Source organism: Campylobacter sp. JMF_14 EL1 (genome assembly GCF_027737585.1).
Lineage (GTDB): Bacteria > Campylobacterota > Campylobacteria > Campylobacterales > Campylobacteraceae > Campylobacter_B.
In genome coordinates, this window is record NZ_JAOVTW010000003.1 from 72,304 (window position 1) to 91,831 (window position 19,528).

Sequence of the window (19,528 nt, forward strand, 5' to 3'; positions counted from 1 at the left end):
GGGCTAATTTTACATTGGAAGCGCTTAAATTTACTAAACAAAAAAGGCACAATGAAAATTTGCAAAATTTAACGCAAAATTTTGCAAATTTTAAAAAATTTCAAATATCAAAATTCAGGCGAAATTCGTTTTTATCATAGCTTATTAGCCCGTCTTTCGCCATTTTGCTAAGTTCGTTTGACATAGCGCTTCGATCCACACCCAAATAATCAGCCAGCCCCTGCCTAGAAAACGGCACACAAAAGCTGGTGCTTGCGTTTTTGAGTGCTTGCTCACCAAAATAAGAAAGTAATCTCTCTCGTATAGTCTTGGGCGCAGTGTGCATCATACGGGCTGAGAGATTTAGGTTTTTGTTGCTTGAAATTTTAAACAGATTATAGATGATTTTGTGATGATAGGGGCAATTTTTGGCACAAGAAGTTAGAATTTTGCGCAAATTTAAAAATAAAATTTCACTTGGCTCTGCGCTTACGACATCGCATTCTAGGGGTTTTGCGCTTATGGCGTAGTTTGCAGCAAATATATCGCCTCTGGTAATACGCCCAAAAATATTGCTATTTCCACGCAAGAAATTTACGACAATATCCACGCTTCCGCTTAGCACGAGCCCGATTTTTGTAGTGCTGTCCCCACAGCGAAAGATTATCTCATCTTTGGCGAATTTCGCCCTTTGTGCTTCCAAGCAAGGGAGCAAATCTGCAATCTCATCTTCGCTTATGCCGTTAAAAAGTATAGTTTTGGATAAATTCATAAATTTTGCCTTTTTGTTGTTATAACAACAGAAATTAATTTCGCATTATATTATAATGCGCCTTGAATTTCAAATTTCAAAGGAGAAATTATGGAAAATATGTTTTGTTTTCAGTGTCAAGAAACAGCCAAAAACACGGGCTGCACGGTTAGTGGCGTATGTGGTAAAAAGCCAGAAGTTGCAGCTATGCAAGATTTGTTAGTTTATGTTACAAAAGGGCTTTCAAGCGTAGCTTGTGCGCTAAGGGCGCAGGGTAAAAGCGTAGCAAAAGAGGTAAATCACAGAGTAACGATGAATTTATTCGTAACTATCACAAACGCAAATTTCGATAATCCTGCGATTATCGCAATCATCAAAAAAACCCTAGAAATGAAAAAATCGCTTATCGCAAATTTAGGCGATTGTTCAAATTTGCCAGAATTTGCACTTTGGGAGGGAGAAGAGAGCGAATTTGCGCAAAAAGCAAGAGAAGTCGGAGTTTTAAGCACGGCTGATGAGGACAAACGAAGCCTAAGAGAGCTTACCACTTATGGATTAAAGGGGCTTGCTGCGTATATGAAACACGCAAACGCCCTAAATAAGGAAGATGAGAGCATTGATATTTTTATCCAAAAGGCTTTGGCAAAAACCCTTGATGATAGCCTAAGCATTGATGATTTAATCGCTCTTGCCATGGAGACTGGCAAATTTGGCGTATCTGGCATGGCTTTGCTAGATAGCGCAAATACAGGCGCTTACGGCAATCCTGAGATTAGCGAAGTAAATATCGGCGTAGGGAAAAACCCAGGAATTTTAATTTCAGGGCATGATTTGCGCGATTTAGAAATGCTATTGGAGCAGACACAAGGCAGTGGCGTAGATGTCTATACACACTCTGAAATGCTTCCAGCCCACTACTATCCGTTTTTCAAAAAATATCCGAATTTCATCGGAAATTACGGTAATGCGTGGTGGAAGCAAAAAGAGGAATTTGAGAAATTTAACGGGCCAATTTTAATGACGACAAACTGCGTCGTAATCCCGCCAGAGAGCTACAAACACAGACTTTGGACGACAGGTGCTGTGGGCGTGGAGGGTTGCTTGCACATTAAGGGCGAACACGGCGAAAATAAGGATTTTGGCGCCATAATCGAGCAGGCCAAAACCTGCGCCCCACCGACACAAATCGAAAGTGGTAAAATCGTAGGCGGTTTTGCTCACGCACAGGTTTTCGCCCTAGCCGATAAGGTCGTAGAAGCTGTAAAATCAGGCGCAATCCGTAAATTTGTCGTCATGGCTGGGTGCGACGGACGGGCGAAATCTAGGGAGTATTACACTGAGTTTGCAAAAGCTTTGCCAAAAGACACCGTGATTTTAACCGCAGGTTGTGCGAAATACAAATACAATAAGCTTAGCCTTGGCGATATCGGCGGAATCCCGCGTGTGCTAGATGCAGGACAATGCAATGATTCATACTCACTTGCGCTAATTGCTTTGAAATTAAAAGAAATTTTCGGTCTAAATGATATAAATGAGCTTCCTTTGGCATTTAATATCGCTTGGTATGAGCAAAAGGCGGTTATCGTGCTTTTAGCGCTTTTATATCTTGGCGTGAAAAATATCCACTTAGGCCCTACGCTTCCAGCGTTTTTATCGCCAAATGTGGCAAAGGTATTGGTCGAAAACTTCGGCATTGCGGGCATTAGCTCGGTTGAGGCCGATATGAGATTGCTTGTTGGATAAATAATAATAGTTCTCCTTTTATGCTCGCCGTTTTGGCGAGCAAATTTTAACTCCAAATTCGCTATAATCTTTCTTCAAATTTCACAAAAAGGCTAAAAATGAAATTCATAAAATTTTGCGCTATTGTGGCGTTTTGCGCCGTTTTTTTAGGCTGCGAAAGCGAAAAAAGCGTGGATTATTACAGAGCGAATTTAGAGGTCGCCAAGGGCGTCGTGGCGCAGTGTAACGCAAAGTCCAAACAGGACAAAAATTGCCAAAACGCAAGAGCAGCCCTACGCGAAGTCGCCGAGAAAATGAATTTCGCCAAATCAAAGGTAAAATTATCGTTTAACACGATTTTTAGCGATTTTGGCGCGTATTATGTCGCAAAGGGCGAATTTAGCGAGCCTGGCTCGATGACAAATGTATCCTTACCACTACAAATCGGCGATAAAACCTGCGCCCAGTTTCACCGCGTAAATGGCGCTAAAATCGAGGTTAGCATAAACCGCGATGATGAAATTTGTGCTGGGGTGTTTAGCGATGTGAAAAACGGCGTTTTTGATATCGGTAGTGGCGCGCTTATCGAAACTGGCGCTCTTGGCGTCGGTAGCGGGGCTATCATCGAGATAAAATAGTAAAATTTGAAATTTAAAAATTAAATTTATAAAATACCCCTTTTGAAATTTAAAGGATAAAATTTGGCAAATAACGAAAATTTAGACACACTTTCACACTCACGCCCTAATATCGTCGATTCTAAGGGCGAACCGCTAGGCAAAGCTAGGGCGAAAAACGCAAAAACGAGCAAGATTTTTTTCATCGGTATAATTTTATTTCTGTTTTGTTGCGTGATTTATCTGTTTTCGCCGTTTTTGCTGGCGATTGCGATTGGGGTTTTGATTTCGATTTCGACATCTGGTTTGCATATCAAAATCCTCTCATTTGTGCGTGGCAAAAAGGTCCTAGGCTCGCTTCTAACGACGCTGGTGCTGTGCGTGGTGCTGTTTGTGCCATTTATCTATGCTGGCACGCAGATTACGAAAAATATCGCGCATTTTGACATTTCTAGCCTAAATTTAATGGTCGAAAACGCCAAAAATATGGATATTCAGCTCCCAAAGGCACTAAATGGATTTGAGGCGCAAATCAAGGAATTTTTGGGCAATCTAGACATTGCAGCCACCGCGAAACAGGCGTTTTCATACTTTTCTGTGGCGGGCAAATCGAGCCTAAAATTTATCGCTGATATGGTGCTAATCATCATTTTTTGCTTTTTTTCATACCTTTATGGCGCCGATATTGCGGGATTTATCAAAAAAATCGTTCCCGTCAAAGCCGAGCAGCTTGATTATATCTTCGCAGAGACCGCAAACACCATGAGCGTGGTGCTATACTCGACGATTTTTAACGCCGTTTTGCAGGGGCTTTTGTTTTCGGTGATTGCTGGAAGCTACGGATTTGACCCTGTGTTAATGGGCGTGATTTTTGGATTTTGCTCGCTAATCCCTGCGATCGGTGGCGCGCTCGTGTATGTGCCTACCGCGCTAATCGTCTTTATCGGGGGTTCGACGAGTGGTGCGCTTATCATTTTGATTTATTGTGTGGTGATGATTTCGACGATCGCTGATAGCTTTGTAAAGCCGCTTGTGATTAAATTTATCAACTCGCGCCTTGTCAAAAATCCCGCCAAAATCAACGAAATTTTGATATTTTTCTCAATGCTAGCTGGAATTTCGACCTTTGGGTTTTGGGGTGTGATACTAGGTCCTGCGATACTGACGCTGTTTTTAAGCGTGCTAAGCCTGTATGATTATCTCAAAAGCGCAGATTTTCAGTGAGTTTTCAAATTTATCGCTACAATCGCAATCGCGACGCCGTTATCGTGCGTAATCGAAAGCGACGAGGCTTTTATACGGAATTTCTTTTTTAGTTTTTTTGTGAATTTAAAATTTGGTGCGCCAAATTTGTCTTTATAAATTTTGGCGTCTTTGAAGCTAAATTTCGCTCCAATACCCACGCCAAGTGCCTTAGATAGAGCTTCTTTGGCGGCATACGCCCCAGCGATACTCTCATCGCGCACGAAAATTTCCCGCTCGCTCTTGCGCAAAATTTTACGCAAAAACTTCGCGCCGTATTTTTCGCGAAGTCTTACGATACGGGAAATTTGGGTAATATCCGTGCCGATTTTTAGCATTTTATAGAGTTTCTTTGATCTCGATATCTAGGATTTTATCGCCGGCTCTAATCGCGTCAAGCACGGCTAGTCCTGCATTATCCACGACCTTGCCAAATACCGTATGCACGCCGTCAAGGTGCGGTTGCGCGCTGTGGCAGACGAAAAATTGGCTTCCGCCTGTGTTGCGTCCAGCATGCGCCATGCTTAGCGAACCACGTTCGTGGCGGTGTTTTTGACCTACGCACTCGCAGTTTATGCGCCAGCCAGGACCGCCTGTGCCAGTGCCGTAAGGGCAGCCGCCTTGGATTACGAAATTTGGGATAACGCGGTGAAAATTTAGCCCCTTATAAAAGCCTGAGTTTGCGAGTGTGGCGAAATTTGTCACAGCTTGTGGTGCCTCGTCTGCGTATAATTCTAGCGTCATGTCGCCTTTGTCTGTGTGGATTATGGCGAATTTTAGCTTTGATAGCGCGCTTTCGTCGATTTCATAGACTTTTAATTCTTCCATTTTTTCTCCTTATTCGATATTTGTATATATTGCTTGCACATCGTCGTCGTCTTCGAGGCGATCTAGTAGCGCGTCGATATCGGCGATTTGCTCGTCGCTGAATTCGTGTTTGTCGTTGGCGATAAATTTCAAATTTCCGCTAATTAGCTCCAAACCTAGCTTTTCGATACCCTCATTTAGAGTGCCGAAATTTTCGTATTCGCCGTAGATGATTAGCGTTTTTTCGCTCTCGCCTTTGTCGTTTTCGAACTCATTTACCTCGATTTCGCTTAATCCAAAGTCGATTAGTTCGAGTTCTAGCTCCTCGATATCTGCGCCATCTGGGAATTTCGTCTCAAAAACTGCCTTGCGAGAAAACATAAATTTCAAACTTCCGCTTGGTAAAAACTCGCCCTTGCCTTTGTTGAAGGCTGATTTTATGTTTGCAACCGTGCGAGTAGGGTTGTCTGTGGCGCACTCGACGATGACAAGCGCGCCGTGTGGGGCTTTGCCGTCGTAAAATACGGTCTTAATCTCCGCGCTATCCTTACCGCTGGCGCGTTTAATCGCCGCGTCGATATTGTCCTTTGGCATGTTTTGCGCCTTTGCAGTCGCGATTGCAGCGCGAAGTTTGGCGTTCATTTCAGGATCTTCGCCACCTTCTTTGGCTGCCATTGTGATTGCCTTGCCAAGTTTTGGGAAAAGTTTGCTCATTTTCCCCCATCTAGCCTCTTTTGCCGCTCGTCTATACTCAAACGCTCGTCCCATAAATTATCCTTGTGAATTTAAAATTTAAAAACCTGCGATTGTAGCAAAATTTGGCTTAAATTTTGTGTTATTGTGGATATTTGCAGTATTTTAAATCAAATTTCGCTAAAATTACAAAATTTTTAAATTTCAAAATTTTGGGAAATGAATATGCCACTTTTCAAACGAAAAATCGCACAAAATCAGACGCAAAACTCCGAACTGCTCGAACAACGCTACGCAAATTTATTAAAATTTCAAGCTAAAATCGAACTTCTAAAAACCATAAAAGAAGAAGAGTATCAGACGGATTTTTTACACGATATTTTTGAGGCTTGCCTAGGCTACACGCTAAAAACGACAAATCCGCAAAATTTCAACCTAGCAAGAGAGAGCAAAAACGAAACTGACGCCAAAAAAGCAGACGGCGCAATCCTAGGCGCAAACGGCGAAGTCATCGGCGTCATTGAGCTAAAAGACCAAAAAACTCGTGATTTAGACAAAATAGAAATCCAAGCCTTCAACTACCACAACTCTCACGCCAAAAGTCGCTATATCATCATCTCAAATTTCGATGAAATTCGCCTATATATCGACAAAAAGACAGCTTACGAAAAATTCAGCCTTTTTACGATGAGCCGTGCGGAATTTGAGTTTTTTCACCAAATTTTATGCTTTGAGAACATAATCTCAAACGCAACGCTAAATTTGCTAAAAGAAAGCGAGAATTTCGAGCAAGAAATTTCTAAAAAACTCTACGCTGATTTTAGTGAATTTCGCCTAAAACTCTTTGAAAATGCCGTTTCGCTAAATTCGCAAATTTCGCAAACTACGATTTTAAGCCTAACCCAAAAACTCTGCGACCGCATTATTTTCGTGCTTTTTGCCGAAGATATGGGGCTTTTAAAATCGAATTTGGTTAGCGAAATAAATGATAAATTTACCCAGTTAAAGGACATTGCCGATATGTCGCTTTATCAAATTTGGCAGAAATATTTCGAAGCGATTGACAAAGGAAGCCAAAATTTGCAAATCCCGGCTTACAATGGCGGACTTTTTGCCACTGATGAGACGCTAAATTCGCTCAAATTTGACGATGAAATTTTGCAACCCCATATCGCCAAACTCTCATCTTACGACTTTGCAAGCGATATCGGTGTGAATATCCTAGGTCATATTTTCGAGCAGAGCCTAAGCGACCTTGAAGAGTTAAATTCGCAAATCATAGGCGATAAATTTGACAAAAAAGATAGCAAACGCAAGAAAGACGGCATTTTCTACACGCCTGAATATATTGTGAAATTTATCATTAGCCAAACCCTAGGGCAGATTTGCGAAAACGAAAAGTCAAGGCTAAATTTGCACGAAATTTCACTTCCCAAAAACCCAAAACGCCTTAGCAAAGCAGAAACGCAAACGCTCGAAAATATCCGTGCTTATAAGAATTTTTTGCTAAATTTAAAAATCATCGACCCTGCTTGTGGAAGTGGAGCATTTTTAAACGGGGCTTTGGATTTTCTCATTAACGAACACAAAAATTTAGATAAATTTCGCAAAATTTACGAAAACGAAGCTTTGCCGTTATACGACATAGAACCCCAAATTTTAGAAAACAACCTTTTTGGCGTAGATATCAACGCCGACGCAGTCCAAATCGCCAAACTCTCGCTTTGGCTCCGCACCGCGCAAAAAGGGCGAAAACTCACTGATTTATCAAACAATATAAAATGCGCGAATTCGCTTTTAGATTTTCCGTTTGATTTCAAATTCGACTGCGTTATCGGAAATCCGCCGTATATCAGAGTGCAAGGTTTAAAAGCACACCATGAACAAGAAAGTAAAATTTACGAACAAAAATTTACTTCTGCCACAGGAAATTACGATATTTATGTGCTTTTTATGGAACAAGGTTTTAAATGGCTTAACAAAAACGGCAAATTAGGCTTTATTTTGCCACATAAATTTTTGATTTCAGATTTTGGAAATGGAATTCGCAATTTTTTAAGCCAAAACAAAGCCCTTGAAAAACTCTATCATTTCGGTAGCCACAGCGTTTTTAGCGATGCTTCGACTTATACTTGTATCTGTATTTTATCGCACGATAACCAAAAGCTTAAATTTACACATTTAAATCCAAATGAACTAACAAATTCGCTAAATTTAAACGAAATTTCATATCAAAATTTAAGTAGCGACAAATGGAATTTAACAGACAACAAAACAGCAAATATTTTAAAAAAGATAAATTCTCAACCGCTCAAAGTCCAAGATGTTTTTGCCAAAATTTTTCAAGGCATTGCAACTAGTGGTGATGATGTTTATTTGCTACAAATTACAAAAAACGGACTTTATTCCAAAGCATTAGATAAAATCGTCGAAGTCGAAAAAGGACTTTTAAAACCGATTTTAAAAGGCGAAGACATTAAACGCTACGCAAATTTGCAAAATCGCTATTTTGTGATTTTTCCATATCTGCTTGAAAACGGCAAAGCAACGCCTATGAGCGAAGATTATATAAAATCAAATTTTCCAAATGGATACGAATATTTAAAAGCAAATGAAGCTTTTTTGCGTGGTAGAGAAAAAGGCAAAATGGATAAAGACGGCTGGTTTTTATACATTTATCCAAAAAGTTTAAATTTGATAGATAGTAAAAAATTAGTTGTGCCCGATATAACTTTTGGAATTCAAATTTCTTTTGATAATATTGGTTATTGTATAAAAAATGGTGGTTACGGAATAGTAATAAATGATAAATTTAGTGAATTTACAAAATTTTATCTTGCGATATTAAATTCAAAACTTTTATGGTTTTATCTAAAAAATATAGGAACAGAGTTAAGGGGTGGATATTTTAGATTTAATACAAATTATATAAATCCTTTTGGGTTACCAAAACTTGCAAATTTAGACGAACAAGAGCCGTTTGTCCAAAAAGTTGATTTACTTTTAGATTTAAACAAAAATTTACAAATCACAAAAACCGAATTTTTGCGTGAATTAAATTTAGAAAAAATACCGCAAAAACTAGCTGAATTTGAAAATTTGGAATTTGACGAATTTATCAAAGAATACGCAAAAGCTAAAAAAGAAAAATTCACAGACAAACTTGCAGAAGTGAAATTTAAAAATTACTATCAAGGCTTTTTTAGCGAATACAAATCGCAGGTATTGAGCCTAAAATCGCAAATTTCACAGAGCGAAAACGAACTAAATTCGCTAGTTTTTGCACTTTACGATTTAACTGCCGACGAAATCGCCTTAATCGAAAACTCTTAATTCTCGCAATGCCCAATCTGTCATTGCGAGGCGACGCAGTCGCCGTGGCAATCTACGACTTTAAAATTTAAGGTCAGCGTTTTTGCAAATTTACCGCAAAGAATTTTAAACTCGTAGATTGCTTCGTCGCTGTTTCACAGCTCCTCGCAATGACAATAGCGAGTAATTTTGCATAATCTGTCATTGCGAGAAACGGCGCAAGCCGTTTCGTGGCAATCTACGAGCATAAATAATCCAAACGCAAATTTCGTGTCATTGCGAGAGCCGAAAGGCTCGAAGCAATCCAGCAACGGCGAAGCCGTTTATAAAATCAAACATTGTTTAAATTTTACTAGATTGCTTCGTCGCTACGCTCCTCGCAATGACAAAAAAGTGTCATTGCGAGAAACGGCGCAAGCCGTTTCGTGGCAATCTACGACTTTAAAATTTAAGGTCAGCGTTTTTGCAAATTTACCGCAAAGAATTTTAAACTCGTAGATTGCTTCGTCGCTGTTTCACAGCTCCTCGCAATGACAAAAAAAAGTGTCATTGCGAGAAAACGAAGTTTTCGAAGCAATCCAGTAAAATTTAGAGAGAATTTGAATTAATTAAAATTTATCTGAATTTCCCTGGATTGCTTCGCTTTCTGCGAAAGCTCGCAATGACAAATGAAGGCAAATTTTGCTTCACTTTTTGCAATGACAAATTTTCGGCGCAGTATTATGGGGTTGCGCTAGCGAAATTCCGAACATTTAACTTTATGATATACAATCGCAAAATAATTTTTTCAAGGAGCGAAAATGTCTTTTAAACAAACTATGAAATTTAGCGCACCAAAAATCATGTGCAACGGCTGCGCAAATACTATCAAAAACGCCCTAGCTGAGGAGTTTGGCGAGATTAGCGTCGATGTAGAAAACAAGGTCGTAAGCGTAAATTTAAGCGCGGATGAGGTGGAAAAATTTCTTAGCGAAATGGACGATTTGGGATTTAGCGCAACCAAAATTTAATCGCAAATGTCACAAAAATTTAACCTAAACATAGTCGGAATGACCTGCGTGAATTGCTCGAACGCAATCGAGCGAGTTACGCGCAAGATTGAGGGTGTAGAAAGCGTAAATGTGAGCTTCACAGCTGGGTTCGGCGAATTTGAAGTAGCAGATGAAGCCGTCCTAGACGCCGTAAAAGCGAAAATCACAAAACTAGGCTATGAAATCGCCACAAACTACGAAGAGCTAGAAGCCAAAAAGGCGCGAAATTTAAAAAATATGCTTTTTAAATTCGTTTTAGCCGTGATTTTAGCGTGTTTTATAATGCTAATCGAAATGAAATCAAATTTCGGCTTCGCCGTAAAAGCCTCGATTTGCGCTGTGCTGGGCGCCGTCGTGCTAGGCTTTTGTGGCAAAAACTTCTTTTACCACGCCTATGGGTCGCTAAAAAACAAAAACTACGATATGAATGTGCTAGTCTCGCTTGGCTCGTCTGCGGCGTATTTGTATTCGCTAGGAAGTGCGATTTTTGTCTATTTTAAGGGCGGAAACGAGTGGGCGAATTTGTATTTTAGCTCGTCAGCGATGATAATTGCTTTCATATTGCTAGGAAAATACCTTGAAGAGCGAAGCAAACTTAAAGCTAATGATTACATTAAAAAACTCATAGATTTAAGCCCAAAAAAGGCGATTTTGATCAACCCTGACGGCACGACAAGCGAAATTTTGGCTAACGAACTAAAACCGGGAGATAAAGTTTTAGTCAAAAACGGCGCACAAATCCCGGGCGATGGCGTGGTCATAAGTGGCGAAGCTGAAATTGATATTAGCCTCATAACCGGCGAGAGTTTAGCCGTTTTTAAAAAGGCAGGAGATAGCGTAAATGCTGGGTGCGTGAGTGTCGCAGGAATTTTACAGGTCGAAATCACCAAATTTTCGCACCAAAGCGTTTTGGCTGAAATCAAAAATTTACTTAGCGAAGCAGGAAGCAAAAAAATGCCGATTTCTCGCTTTGCCGATAAAATCGCAAATATCTTTGTGCCAAGCGTGATTTTTATTGCCATTTGCGTGTTTGTGATTTGGCTAGTCGCTGGGAAAGCCTATATTGGCCTGCTTTGCGCAATTTGCGTTTTGATTATTTCATGCCCTTGTGCTTTGGGTTTGGCTACGCCCATTGCGATAGTTTGTGCTATTTCAAATGCCGCTAAAAACGGCGTTTTGGTGAAAAACCCGGAAGTTTTAGAAATCCTAAAAGATACGAAAATCGCCGTTTTTGACAAAACAGGCACACTAAGCAAAGGCGAAATTTCGGTAAATTTTACAAATTTAAGCGATGAAAATCTCGCACTAATCGCAAGCGTGCAAATGCTAAGCGAACATCCGATTTCAAAGGCGATTGTGAAATTTGCGAAAGAAAAAGGGCTTAAATTTGCTAAAATTGACGGGGAATTTGAGAGCCTGCTAGGGCGAGGCATAAAGGCGAAAAACGGCGAATTTACGCTACTAGCGGGAAATAAAGAGCTTTTAAATGAAAACGGCGTGGAATTTGAAATTCCAAAAAATGCAGATGAGTTTTTGTGCGATGGCTTTGGCGTGATTTTTGTGGCTATAAATGCCGAATTCGTGGGCTTTGTGGCACTTAGCGACATTTTGCGAGATGAAGCCGTAGAGTGCATAAACACACTTAAAAATCAAGGCATAAAAACCATAATGCTAACAGGCGATAACGCCAAAACAGCGAATTTCATCGGCAAAAATTTAGGCGTAGATGAGATCATAAGCGAAGTTTTGCCAAGCCAAAAATATGAATTTATAGCAAATTTAAAAAACAGCGAAAAAGTCCTTTTCATAGGGGACGGCATAAACGACGCTCCGTCTCTTAAAACCGCAGACATAGGCGTCGCGATGAACTCAGGCAGCGACATCGCCAAGGGTGCCGGAGATATAATCTTTATCAAAAATGACTTGCGAAATTTGGCTTATTTGATAAATTTGTCGCAAAAAACCATGACGACGATAAAACAAAACCTTTTTTGGGCGTTTTTTTACAATCTCATCTGCATACCTGTGGCGGCTGGAATTTTATATCCTTTATGTGGAGTACTACTAAAACCGATGTTTGGCGCAGCAGCAATGTGTTTTAGCTCGGTAACCGTGGTGCTAAATTCAATCCGCCTAAAATTTGCGAAAATTTAAAATTTAAATTGTTTTGAATTTTGCTAATGCAAATTTCTTGCAATGAGTGCAAATTTAAAATTCCTGTGAATTTAACTATTTAATCAAATTTATTGTAAAATTGTCCGAAATTTTACCAAAAAGGGGCAAAATATGGACTTTTTACAAAACTACGAATCCAGCGTAAATGAGCGCGCGAAGCTAGGTATCCCGCCACTAGCACTTAGCGCCGAGCAAACCAAGCAGCTATGCGAAATCCTAAAAACCAATCCAAGCGAAAAATTAATCGAAATTTTAAAAACACGCATTAACCCTGGCGTCGATGATGCCGCTAAAATCAAGGCTGAGTTTTTGGGCGAAATCATAAACGGCGATTGTAGCGTGGCTGGCATTAGCAAAGATGAGGCTTTTGCGATGTTGGAGTGCATGCTTGGCGGATACAGCGTGATCGAGTTAATTCGCGCCTTACAAAGCGCAGATGAAGCCATCGCAAAGGGCGCAGCAAAGGCTCTTGGCAGGACGATTTTCGTGCATGATTACTTCGCAGAGGTCGCAAGGCTGGCAAAAGAGGGCAACGCTCACGCAAAAGCCGTGCTTGAAGCATGGGCGAATATGGAGTGGTTTAAGGCAAAAAAACCTCTGAGCGAGTGTATCAAAGGCGTGGTTTTCAAGGTCGCTGGCGAGACAAACACAGATGATTTAAGCCCTGCTAGTGAGGCTTTCACGCGTTCGGATATCCCGCTTCATGCCCTAAGCATGCTTAGCAAACGCCAAGCCGGTAGCCTAGAAACAATCGCCCAGCTTAAAAAAAGCGGTAGGCAGGTCGTGTATGTGGGCGATGTCGTGGGCACTGGAAGTAGTCGCAAAAGTGGCGTGAATTCCGTGCAGTGGCATATCGGCGAGGAAATTTATGGTATCCCAAACAAAAAAACAGGCGGTGTAATCATAGGCTCGGTCATCGCGCCGATTTTTTTTAACACAGCCCAAGATAGCGGTGCTTTGCCAATCGAAGCGAGTGTCGAAAACCTCGAAATGGGCGATGAAATCGAGATTTATCCATACAAGGGCGAGATTATTAAAAATGGCGAGGTCGTTTGCAAATTTAGCCTGAGCCCAAATACGATTTTCGATGAATACAAAGCCGGCGGGCGAATCCCGCTAATCATCGCAAGAGGGCTTTGCGCTAAGGCTAGAAAAGAGCTAGGCTTAGGCGATGATGAGATTTTTACTAGACCAAAGCAACCTAAATTTGACGAGAGCGCAGGTTACACTCTCGCGCAAAAAATCGTCGGCAAAGCCTGTGGCATGGCGGGCGTGAGAGCCGGTATGTATGTCGAGCCACTCACGCTAACTGTGGGTTCGCAAGACACCACAGGCCCTATGACGCGCGATGAGATTAAAGAGCTTGCCAGCCTTGGATTTGGCGCAGATTTCGTGTTGCAGAGCTTTTGCCACACAGCAGCCTATCCTAAGCCAAGCGATACTATCACGCACCGAACACTTCCGCCGTTTATGAGTAGTCGTGGTGGCGTGGCACTGCGCCCAGGGGACGGAGTAATCCACTCATGGCTAAATCGTATGGTGCTCCCTGATAGCGTAGGCACGGGCGGAGATAGCCACACGAGATTTCCAATCGGCATTAGCTTTCCAGCAGGTAGCGGACTAGTGGCGTTTGCGGCAGTTACTGGAAGTATGCCACTAAATATGCCAGAATCCGTGCTTGTGAGATTTAAAGGCGAGTTGCAAGAGGGCATTACTTTGCGCGATTTGGTAAATGCAATTCCTTACTATGCGATTAAAAAAGGCTTATTGAGCGTCGAGAAAAAGGGCAAAAAAAATATATTTGCGGGCAAAATTTTAGAGATTGAAGGGCTTGAAAATTTAAAGGCCGAGCAGGCTTTCGAGCTAAGCGATGCTAGTGCTGAGAGAAGTGCAGCGGCGTGCGCAATCGCGCTAAATACCGAGAGTGTGTGCGAATACATACGCTCAAATATCGCTCTAATCGACGCTATGATAAAAGCTGGTTATCAAAACAGCGACGCGCTAGCTAGAAGGGGCGAAAAAATGAAAAAATGGCTAGAAAATCCGACACTTCTAAAAGCCGATGAAAACGCAAAATACGCAGAAGTGATTGAAATAGATTTGGGTGAGATTACAGAGCCGATTTTAGCCTGCCCTAACGACCCTGACGATGTCGCAACGCTAAGCGAAATTTTAGCCGATGAAACAAGGGCGAAAAATATCGATGAGGTTTTCATCGGAAGCTGTATGACAAATATCGGGCATTATCGCGCCGCAGCGCAGATTTTAAAGGGTAGCGCGCAAACACCAGCCCGCCTTTGGATAGCACCGCCTACGAAAATGGACGAGGCGAAACTCAAAGAAGAGGGCGTGTATAGCGTATTTGGCGCGGTAGGAGCGCGCACAGAGGTACCTGGGTGCTCGCTGTGTATGGGAAATCAAGCGCGAGTAAAAGATAATGCGGTCGTAGTATCAACTTCGACTAGAAATTTCGATAATCGCATGGGTATGGGCGCTAAGGTATATTTAGCCAGTGCCGAACTAGCCGCTGTTTGCGCGATGCTAGGCAGAATTCCTAGCGCGAGAGAATACAAAGAGATAGTGCGCGAGAAATTAAGTGGCAAAAATAGCGAAATTTATCGTTATTTAAATTTTAACGAGGAAGAAAATTTCGTGCTCTAAGCCACGAATTAGCGCGTTTTGCGCTAATAAGTTTAAATAAGCAAAATTTCGCTAAAATGGCGGGTTAAATTTGACAAGGTTGGTTATGCAAAGAATTTTGATTTTATGGATATTTGGCGCAATCTGTGCTTTTGGCGTGACCTGCGCAGATATCGAGGCAGATCCGAAAGCCTATTTTGCCAGCGCGCCAAGCCCTAGCGAACTTTTGTTGAGTGATTATGATTGCAAGGGTTCGCTTGTAAAGGCTCCATTTTTGCGAAATTTGCAAAATTTAGCTAGGACGATTAGGGGCGAGAGTATCGAGTGCGTGGGAAACGAAGCTAGCATAAATGAGAAAAAATTCGAACGCATCTTAGCGCAGGCTGGCATGGATAGTGAGGGATTTTTGCGCGAGGCTAAGCAGAAAAATTTAGGCGCAGCGTATGCAAATGCGCTAGAAATTTTAGAATTTTACTCTGAGCAAAAATTTATAAATTTCATAAATTTTAAAAATTTTATCTCTGAGATAAATTTGGCAAAAACGGCATTGCAAAGCCATTTTAGCGCAAATTTATCCCCAAACGAGGCTAGCGAGATTGCGGATTTGGTGCTGAGCGAATTTGCCCTATATGCGGCCAAAAATCGCAGTATCGACGCGTATAATAAGCTCGAATTAGCCCTTAAAAACAGGGTAAATATCGATGAGTTTAATGTGCTTTTAAGCAGCGACACTTATAGCGCAAACGACCTTAGCGGTGCGCTAAATTTGGCACTTTTGCTAGGATATGATACGAAATTTATCGACGCACTTATTATGCGTGGGGCGAAGATTAACGACGGGGACGATAGCGCGCTATTTTACGCTATGTCAAATTTACAAAATGCGAAATTTCTAATCTCCAAAGGCGCGCAAGTATCGCACAAAAATCAACTTGGCCAAACCCCGATTTTCTACGCTGTGGCTAGCAAAAACTACGAAATGGTAAATTTCATGGTCTATAACCACGCAAGTGTCAATGTCCGCCAAATCGGCTCTACCGAAAAGGGTGCGCTAGCTTCACTTGGCGGGTATTCAGACGCATGTGCGTTTAATGATTTGGGTGCTAGTTTGCTAATGTATTCGGCACTGCATGGAAATAAAGAAATCACCGAGTTTTTGGTTAAATCCGGCGCAGATGAAAAAAGAGTAGATGAGGCCGGGCTAAACGCGCTTGATTACGCTATTTTTGGTGGCGATGAAAAGATCCAAGAATACCTCAAATCTATCGGACTTAAACCTAGTGTAAGCGCGAATAATGGGGATTTCATGGGAAGCATGGCAGAGGAAAATTTCGAAGATATAGCGAACTAATCTAATACAAAAGGGAAATTTATGTTTAGGATTTTATTTATTTTTTTGCTTCCGTTTTTTATCTTTGGCGCGGAGCTTAGCCCAGCTGAAAAAAATGCAAGCATTTATGGCGCACTGACGCTGATTCCGCCACTTGTGGCGATTGCTCTTGCATTTATCACCAAAGATGTCATTTTATCGCTGTTTTTGGGCGTGTTAAGCGGGACATTTCTCATCGGTATGAACGATAATGGCGTGCTTTCAGCCTTTGTCGTAGCTTTTACGGATTTGTGCGCGCGCGTGGTAGCCTCCATGGCCGATGCGTGGAATGCGGGAATTTTGCTTCAAGTTATGTGTATCGGAGGCTTAATCGCGCTAGTTACCAAAAGTGGCGGCACCAAAGCCCTTGCTATGTGGCTTGGGGCTAGGGCGCACACTGGTGTTAGGGCGCAAATTTACACTTGGTTTATGGGAATTATCATTTTCTTTGATGATTACGCAAACGCCCTTATTTTAGGACCTATCATGCGTCCATTAATGGATAGATTTAAAATTTCGCGTGCGAAATTTGCCTTTATCATCGACGCGACAGCTGCGCCGATAACTGGAATTGCGCTGATTTCGACTTGGGTCGGGGTTGAGATTTCGGCGATTAAGGAAGCGTATGCGCAAATCGGCGTCGAGGATATCAACGCATTTACGATTTTTGTGGAGACAATCCCGTATAGATTTTATAATATTTACATGCTATTCTTTGTCGTGGCAGGTGCTGTAATGATGAGGGAATTTGGCCCTATGTATCGCGCCGAAATCGCCTCTCGCGCTGGCAAAAATGGCGGACGGGACTTTAAAATCGCAAATTTAGAAGATCAAGCATTTAGCCCAAAAGAGGGTATCGAACCGCGCAAGATTAATGCTTTAATTCCGCTTGGAGCGATGATTGTGCTAAGCGTGATTGGGTTTTATGCAAACGGACTTGGCGCGCTTGGCGAAGAGGAATTAAAGGCTGTGCAAGCAGATCCATTTTCCTTCGTTTCTATCAGAACGGCATTTAGCGGGGCTGACGCTTCTGTGGTGCTGTTTCAAGCGGCTATGTTTTCGTCAATAATCGGCATAGTTTTGGGGCTGTGGCAAAAAATTTATGGTATCAAAGAGGGGATTGAAATTTGGATTGGGGGCTGGAAAACCATGCTCACAACCGTTTTAATTCTGCTTTTTGCGTGGTCACTAAGCTCTACGATAAAAGAGCTTGGCACCTCAAAATACCTTGTCGATTTGCTAGGCGAGAGCACCCCTATGGTGCTACTTGCGCTCGTGATTTTCGTGCTAAGCTCGATTATTTCATTTTCAACAGGCACTAGCTTTGGCACTATGGGTATCGTAACTCCACTCGCTGTGCCACTAGCTGCCTCTGTGGGGGCAAAATACGGCCTTAGCGGCGATGAATTTCATGCTTTTATGTGTTTAAATATCAGCTCGGTTTTTACAGGGGCGATTTTTGGCGATCACTGCTCGCCGATTTCAGATACCACAATCCTCTCCTCAATGGGCGCAGGTTGCGATCATATCGAGCATGTCAGCACTCAGCTACCTTACGCTATCGTCGTGGGTATCATCAGCACACTTTGCGGGTTTTTGCCAGCTAGCTTTGGGGTAAATGTCTGGGTCTGCCTAGTCTTTGGGCTTGGCGTAACCGTGCTTGCGATACGAATTTTAGGCAAAAAGGTAAGCGGTGAAGTGCGATAAATTTGGTATTTGTGGAAGTTGCGTTTATGATTTGCCTTACAAAGAGCAGTTGAATTTAAAAAAAGAGCGCATAAGCGCGGAGTTTGCGCCGTTTTATACTGGCGAAATCGAGGTTTTTGCCTCCAAAGAAAGCGCATTTCGTTCGCGGGCTGAATTTGGGATTTTTCACGAGGGCGAGGAGCTTCATTTTAGTATGCGGGGCAGGGATAAAGAGCGTGTTTTCGTGCAAAACTGCCCTATCGTAGATGAAAAAATCCAAAGCTTTATGGATAGAGTTTTGCCGATTTTGCGGGGCGATGAGGTTTTGAAATTTAGGCTGTTTGGGTGCGAGTTTATCGCCACGAAAAATGATTTTTTATGCGTGCTTTTATATCACCGAAATGTCGTGGAAATCGAGGCAAATTTGGCAAATTTAGCCAGAAATTTAGGGCTAAATTTAATCGCTAGATCGCGCGGGAAAAAGCTCATTTTTGGCAGGGAAAATTTAGAAGACGAGTTTGAAATAAAGGGACAAGCTTATCGCTACACTTTCGAAGCTACGGCGTTTTCGCAGCCAAACAGAGGCGTTAATGAAAAGATGATTTCGTGGGTGTTAGGCGCAGTGGGCGATGAGAAAACGCCTAAAAAAGATTTGCTTGAAATGTATTGCGGACATGGGAATTTCACAATCCCGCTAAGTGCTAAATTTCGCCAAATTTTGGCAAATGAAATTAGCAAAAATAGCATAAAAAACGCACTTTTAAACGCGCAAAAAAACGGCGCCAAAAACATAAAATTTGTGCGCCTAAGCGCAGATGAGCTAATGAGCGCATTTGCTAGGAAGCGCGAATTTACCCGCTTAGAGGGGGTGGATTTGCAAGGCTATGAAATCTCGCATATTTTGGTAGATCCACCGCGCGCAGGGCTTGAAGCAAGCGTGCTAAATTTCATCAAAGATTACAAAAACATAATCTACATTTCGTGCAATCCGCAAAGTTTAAAGCAAAATTTAAGCGCACTTTGCAAAACGCATAAGTTGGAGAAATTTGCGATTTTCGATCAGTTCGCGCACACTAATCATGTCGAGTGTGGCGTGATTTTAAAGGCGTTAGCGTGATAAGTGAAATTTTACAAAATGCCAAAAATATCGCTATCGTGGGGCTTAGCCCAAATCAGAGCAAGCCAAGCAACCGCGTGGGGCAGTATTTAGCCGCGCAAAATTTTAAAATTTTTCCGATTTATCCTAGATTTGATGAAATTTTAGGCAGAAAGGTTTATAGAAATTTAAAAGAAATAAATGATAAAATCGACATTGTCGTTATGTTTCGAAAAGGCGAGTTCGCAAATGCGCTTTTTAGCGATGTTTTGGCGTGTAAAGCCAAAACGCTTTGGTTGCAAGTTGGCATTTTTAACGACAGCGTGGCTTTTCTCGCGCAAAAAAATGGAGTAAATTTTATCCAAAACAAGTGCATAATGATAGAGCATAAAAATTTGAAAGGCTAAA

At 41.8% G+C, this 19,528-nt stretch carries 16 protein-coding genes; 12 read left to right on the forward strand and 4 right to left on the reverse strand.

Annotated elements, in window-relative coordinates; all coding sequences use genetic code 11:
- Positions 1-100: 100 nt before the first annotated feature.
- Complete coding sequence (locus OFN73_RS05485; RefSeq protein ID WP_270862585.1) at positions 101-751, reverse strand: Crp/Fnr family transcriptional regulator; 651 nt, start codon at positions 749-751, stop codon at positions 101-103.
- Between the two features lie 90 nt (positions 752-841).
- Here OFN73_RS05485 and hcp point away from each other — a divergent pair, with 90 nt between their 5' ends.
- The 3 genes from hcp (at position 842) to OFN73_RS05500 (ending at position 4,293) form a co-directional block, all read left to right on the forward strand.
- Positions 842-2,473 (forward strand): hydroxylamine reductase, encoded by a 1,632-nt coding sequence (gene hcp / locus OFN73_RS05490; RefSeq protein WP_270862586.1) that lies wholly within the window; start codon positions 842-844, stop codon positions 2,471-2,473.
- Between the two features lie 98 nt (positions 2,474-2,571).
- Positions 2,572-3,090, forward strand: a complete 519-nt coding sequence (locus OFN73_RS05495) for an EexN family lipoprotein (RefSeq protein WP_270862587.1) — start codon at positions 2,572-2,574, stop codon at positions 3,088-3,090.
- Between the two features lie 111 nt (positions 3,091-3,201).
- On the forward strand, positions 3,202-4,293 hold the full coding sequence (locus OFN73_RS05500) for an AI-2E family transporter (RefSeq protein WP_333720436.1): 1,092 nt from the start codon (positions 3,202-3,204) through the stop codon (positions 4,291-4,293).
- Here the strand turns inward: OFN73_RS05500 and acpS are convergent.
- Genes acpS through OFN73_RS05515 form a run of 3 tightly spaced genes read right to left on the reverse strand, consistent with a single transcriptional unit; the run spans position 4,287 to position 5,886 of the window.
- The gene (gene acpS / locus OFN73_RS05505; protein ID WP_270862589.1) at positions 4,287-4,649 is read right to left on the reverse strand and encodes a holo-ACP synthase; all 363 of its coding nucleotides are present in this window, start codon (positions 4,647-4,649) and stop codon (positions 4,287-4,289) included. The two genes, OFN73_RS05500 and acpS, sit on opposite strands and share 7 nt — an antisense overlap.
- 1 nt (position 4,650) lies before the next feature.
- Positions 4,651-5,139, reverse strand: coding sequence for a peptidylprolyl isomerase (locus tag OFN73_RS05510; protein ID WP_270862590.1), 489 nt, complete (start codon positions 5,137-5,139; stop codon positions 4,651-4,653).
- Positions 5,140-5,148: 9 nt separating this feature from the next.
- On the reverse strand, positions 5,149-5,886 hold the full coding sequence (locus OFN73_RS05515; RefSeq protein WP_270858167.1) for a YebC/PmpR family DNA-binding transcriptional regulator: 738 nt from the start codon (positions 5,884-5,886) through the stop codon (positions 5,149-5,151).
- 150 nt (positions 5,887-6,036) lie between these two features.
- Here OFN73_RS05515 and OFN73_RS05520 point away from each other — a divergent pair, with 150 nt between their 5' ends.
- From OFN73_RS05520 to OFN73_RS05560, 9 genes are all read left to right on the forward strand, one after another.
- On the forward strand, positions 6,037-9,144 hold the full coding sequence (locus tag OFN73_RS05520) for an Eco57I restriction-modification methylase domain-containing protein (protein WP_270862591.1): 3,108 nt from the start codon (positions 6,037-6,039) through the stop codon (positions 9,142-9,144).
- A 168-nt stretch (positions 9,145-9,312) separates the two neighbouring features.
- Complete coding sequence (locus tag OFN73_RS05525; RefSeq protein WP_270862592.1) at positions 9,313-9,621, forward strand: hypothetical protein; 309 nt, start codon at positions 9,313-9,315, stop codon at positions 9,619-9,621.
- A gap of 302 nt (positions 9,622-9,923) precedes the next feature.
- Positions 9,924-10,133, forward strand: coding sequence for a heavy-metal-associated domain-containing protein (locus OFN73_RS05530; protein ID WP_442867887.1), 210 nt, complete (start codon positions 9,924-9,926; stop codon positions 10,131-10,133).
- A gap of 6 nt (positions 10,134-10,139) precedes the next feature.
- On the forward strand, positions 10,140-12,308 hold the full coding sequence (locus OFN73_RS05535; protein ID WP_270862593.1) for a heavy metal translocating P-type ATPase: 2,169 nt from the start codon (positions 10,140-10,142) through the stop codon (positions 12,306-12,308).
- Between the two features lie 132 nt (positions 12,309-12,440).
- Positions 12,441-14,990 carry a bifunctional aconitate hydratase 2/2-methylisocitrate dehydratase gene (locus OFN73_RS05540; RefSeq protein ID WP_270862594.1) on the forward strand — a complete coding sequence of 850 codons (2,550 nt, stop codon included), beginning with the start codon at positions 12,441-12,443 and terminating at the stop codon, positions 14,988-14,990.
- Positions 14,991-15,075: 85 nt separating this feature from the next.
- Positions 15,076-16,320 carry an ankyrin repeat domain-containing protein gene (locus OFN73_RS05545; RefSeq protein ID WP_270862595.1) on the forward strand — a complete coding sequence of 415 codons (1,245 nt, stop codon included), beginning with the start codon at positions 15,076-15,078 and terminating at the stop codon, positions 16,318-16,320.
- A gap of 21 nt (positions 16,321-16,341) precedes the next feature.
- The gene (locus OFN73_RS05550) at positions 16,342-18,045 is read left to right on the forward strand and encodes a Na+/H+ antiporter NhaC family protein (RefSeq protein ID WP_270862596.1); all 1,704 of its coding nucleotides are present in this window, start codon (positions 16,342-16,344) and stop codon (positions 18,043-18,045) included.
- Positions 18,032-19,141 (forward strand): tRNA (uridine(54)-C5)-methyltransferase TrmA, encoded by a 1,110-nt coding sequence (gene trmA / locus OFN73_RS05555; protein WP_270862597.1) that lies wholly within the window; start codon positions 18,032-18,034, stop codon positions 19,139-19,141. Before OFN73_RS05550 ends, trmA begins: the two co-directional genes overlap by 14 nt.
- Positions 19,138-19,527, forward strand: a complete 390-nt coding sequence (locus tag OFN73_RS05560; RefSeq protein WP_270862598.1) for a CoA-binding protein — start codon at positions 19,138-19,140, stop codon at positions 19,525-19,527. The genes trmA and OFN73_RS05560 overlap by 4 nt, the downstream gene beginning before the upstream one ends.
- Position 19,528: the final 1 nt, after the last annotated feature.